The following is a 3,642-nucleotide window of genomic DNA, read 5'->3' as shown; positions in this document are numbered from 1 at the left end:
CCACCGGCCAGCCCGCCTTCGCCGCCACCGCCGCGGCTGATGCGGCGCGGGCGGGGTCGCCGCTGCCGACGACCATGAGGGACCGGGCGGGCAGCGGGAAGTCGACCCGGTTGCCGGGGACGGTGCGCGCGGCCGACGAGGTGGTCCAGCGGGAGCCGTCGGGGCGGCCGTCGAGGGTGTCGGGCCAGTCGGCGGCGTCGGTGGGGACGAGCGGCTCGCGGAACGGGATGTTTAGCTGGACCGGACGCCCGGTCTCGGCGCGCGCGACACCACGGCAGACCAGGCCACGCCACACCGGGTTCAGCCCGGCGCGCGCCTCGGCCACGGGGAAGTCGACGGCGACGGCGGAGCTGCCGAAGATGTTGCGCTGGTCGATGGTCTGGTTGGCGCCGGTGCCGTGCAGCTCGGGTGGGCGGTCGGCGGTGATCAGGAGCAGGCCGATGCCGGAGTGGTGGGCTTCGAGGACGGCCGGGTGCAGGTTGGCCACGGCGGTGCCGGACGTGCAGACCACGGCGGCTGGGCGGCCGGTGGCCTTGCCGACGCCGAGGGCGAAGAAGGCGGCCGACCGCTCGTCGACGCGGACATGCAGGGTGAGCGCCCCGGCCAGCGACGCCTTGTGGAGGGCGAAGGACAGGGCGGCGTTGCGGGAGCCGGGACACAGGACGATGTGCCGCACGTCGTTACGCACCAGCTCGTCGACGACGACGGTCGCCATCGCGGTGGACGGGTTCACTCGACTCCATTCCGATCGACCACGAGCGGGCGGCCCGCGGTCCCTGACTTGCGACTCACGGTCGCGACTCCGACTCGCGGGGCGGGGCAACTCACTTGCCTGGCCGGGCGACTCGCGCGTGCCAGCCCCGGATTCGGCGTCGCGAACGTGGGACTCGATGTCGCGAACGTGGGACTCGCGTGTGCCGACCACGGGGTGGGGGTCACGGGAGGGTGGGGGGTGGGAACAGGACCTGCGTGCGCAACGCCCAGCGGGCTATGGAGGTGCCTGCGTCGGTGAGGCCTACGCGGCGGGCGTTCCAGTCGGCGTCGAGGGCGTCGAGGGTTCTTAGGATTTTGAGGAAGCGGGAGGCTGCTTCGCGGGCGTGGGGCTCACCCAGGGGGACGCCCGCGGGGTCGGTCCAGGTGTCCTCGGTGAGCACGTGGGTGATCTTGGCGACGATGCGGTCGGGGGACATCCGGTCCTCCAACAGCAGCGCCCCGAGAACTACTTCCTGGATGACGGCCATGGCGGGGCGGTCGGTGGCGACGATGGTCTCGCCGACGGCCATGAGCAGGGCGTCCGGGTCGTCGACGACGGTCTCGCCGCGTTCGGTCAGGACGAGCCGTGGGCCTGCGCGCTCGACCAGGCCGAAGTCGGTGGCCAACTCCCGCAGAAGCCGGATCGGCGGCCAGGCGGACTCGCCGCGGCCGGACGTGGGGGCTTCGCGGCAGGTGGGCATGACCGCGGCCAGTTCGGCGACCAGGGCGGTGGGCAGGTAGCCGCGTTCGGTGAGGCGGGCGCCCTTGCCGCGGCAGGCGTCGAGGAGGGTTTCCAACGCCGGGAGGTCGTAGCCCGCGGCTTCGGGCGGCCTGCGGATGTCGGGACGCAGCCGGACCATGACCTCGCGGCGGGTCTGGCTGCCGCGGCCGAGGATCCACGAGTCGAGGCGTTCGTCGAGGAGTTTGCCGAACCAGGTGTCCTCGCCGCTGGTGTCCGGGCTCATCAGCAGCCGCAGCACCAGCTCGACGCGCTCGGACTCGTCGGTGGCGTCGGCGCTCAGGGTGCCCGCGTCGATGGCTTCCTCCAGCATCCGGCCCGCGGCCGCGCGGAGGGCCTGTTCGACGTCGCCCGCATGGTCTGACCAGGTCAGGGTGGGCGGGTCGGGCGGGTAGACGCCGGAGGAGCGCCAAGCCCGCTCGACCAACCCGCGGTAGCGGTCGTCATGGCGGGCGGCGTCGAGGATGTCGTGGGTGGTGGTGTCGCGGCAGAGGCAGGCGTAGTCGTGGTGGCCGAGGAGGTCGAGCAGCTCGGCGAAGGCCTCGCAGGTGTCGTGCAGGTCGTCGAAGGCCTCGGCGCCGTCGGGGCGGCGGGCGGCCAGCGGCAGCGTGCCCCACACCATCTGCTGGACCTCGTACTTGGTGACCTTGGTCGGATGGGCGGCTGTCGCGCGCATCACCTGCCAGAGGGCGTGCGCGTGCTTCGCCGCGGTGTCGTCCCGCGCGCGAATCACTTCCAGAGCCGAGTCCAGGTCGTGCACACCCCCAGCTTTACACGCCGACCCGCAACCCCGCGAACGACTGTCCACAGGTGCGCCGGCATGCTCGCGGTGTGGCTGACCGCGATGTATCCGAGCTGTTCGACCCGGCGCAGTGGCGCGAGATCGACGGGTTCGACTTCACCGACATCACCTACCACCGCGCCGTGGACACGGGCGCCGTGCGGATCGCGTTCGACCGGCCCGAGGTGCGCAACGCGTTTCGGCCGCACACGGTCGACGAGCTGTACCGCGCGCTCGACCACGCGCGGATGAGCTCCGATGTCGGCTGCGTCCTCATCACCGGCAACGGCCCGTCGGCCAAGGACGGCGGCTGGGCGTTCTGTTCCGGCGGTGACCAGCGCATTCGTGGCCGCACCGGCTACCAGTACGCCTCCGGTGACACCGCCGAGACGGTCGACCCGGCGCGCGCGGGCAGGCTGCACATCCTGGAGTGCCAGCGGCTGATCCGGTTCATGCCGAAGGTCGTCATCGCGGTCGTCCCCGGCTGGGCCGCGGGCGGCGGGCACAGCCTGCACGTGACGTGCGACCTGACGCTCGCCAGCACCGAGCACGCCCGCTTCAAACAGACCGACGCCGACGTGGGCAGCTTCGACGGCGGTTTCGGCTCGGCGTACCTGGCCCGGCAGGTCGGGCAGAAGTTCGCGCGCGAGATCTTCTTCCTCGGCCGCACGTACACCGCTGAGGACATGGTCAAGATGGGCGCCGTGAACCAGGCCGTGCCGCACGCGGAGCTGGAGGCGACCGCGCTGGAGTGGGCACGGGAGGTCAACGGCAAGTCGCCGACCGCGCAGCGGATGCTCAAGTACGCGTTCAACGCGATCGACGACGGCTTGGTCGGCCAGCAGATCTTCGCAGGCGAAACCACCCGGTTGGCCTACATGACCGATGAGGCCGTCGAGGGCCGCGACTCGTTCCTGGAGAAGCGGGACCCGGACTGGTCCCGCTTCCCGTACTACTACTGATCCGCGGCCGCGGCTCGGCGGCGGGCGCCTTTGCCCGCCAAGTACTGGTCGTGGTCCACGCACAGTCGGGCCCACAGGACGTCTCGGCGGTCCACGCCGATTTCCGGGAGGGTCAGGCCGAAGACGTCGCCCAGCAGCCCGAAGTAGTCGGCCCGGTCGTCGATCGTGGTGTGGGTGACGCCGGTCGCGGTGGTTTCCTTGTAGAGGCGGCCGCGTAGTTCGCGGATGGCTTTGCCGTCGCGGTTCGACACCGTGACCACGCGGACGAAGCCGGATTCCGGGGATGTGCACAGGTGGTCGTGCTTGGCGAGGAAGTCTTCGACCTTCGCCTCCGCGGGCGCGAAGTCCATGCCGAGAAACGACCCCCGCCCATCGTGGTCGAGGCGCCAGCCGCCGGGGACGACCTC

The 3,642-nt window shown here is 71.6% G+C and carries 4 protein-coding genes; 1 reads left to right on the top strand and 3 read right to left on the bottom strand.

Translation table 11 applies throughout. The features are described from left to right. On the bottom strand, positions 1-733 hold a 733-nt coding region (gene menD / locus ACRDSQ_RS29495; protein ID WP_431425582.1), incomplete at its 3' end, for a 2-succinyl-5-enolpyruvyl-6-hydroxy-3-cyclohexene-1-carboxylic-acid synthase. 202 nt (positions 734-935) lie between these two features. Beyond that, positions 936-2,252, bottom strand: coding sequence for a hypothetical protein (locus ACRDSQ_RS29490; RefSeq protein ID WP_431425581.1), 1,317 nt, complete (start codon positions 2,250-2,252; stop codon positions 936-938). A gap of 71 nt (positions 2,253-2,323) precedes the next feature. Between ACRDSQ_RS29490 and ACRDSQ_RS29485 the strand changes: the two genes are divergently transcribed. Next, the gene (locus ACRDSQ_RS29485) at positions 2,324-3,235 is read left to right on the top strand and encodes a 1,4-dihydroxy-2-naphthoyl-CoA synthase (RefSeq protein WP_431425579.1); all 912 of its coding nucleotides are present in this window, start codon (positions 2,324-2,326) and stop codon (positions 3,233-3,235) included. Here the strand turns inward: ACRDSQ_RS29485 and ACRDSQ_RS29480 are convergent. Further along, positions 3,229-3,642 (bottom strand): arylamine N-acetyltransferase (locus tag ACRDSQ_RS29480; protein WP_431425578.1); only part of this gene is annotated, 414 nt, incomplete at its 5' end. The genes ACRDSQ_RS29485 and ACRDSQ_RS29480 overlap by 7 nt on opposite strands.

This window comes from Actinokineospora sp. (assembly GCF_050699995.1).
Taxonomy (GTDB): domain Bacteria; phylum Actinomycetota; class Actinomycetes; order Mycobacteriales; family Pseudonocardiaceae; genus Actinokineospora.
This window is presented reverse-complemented; position numbering and strand designations above follow the sequence as displayed.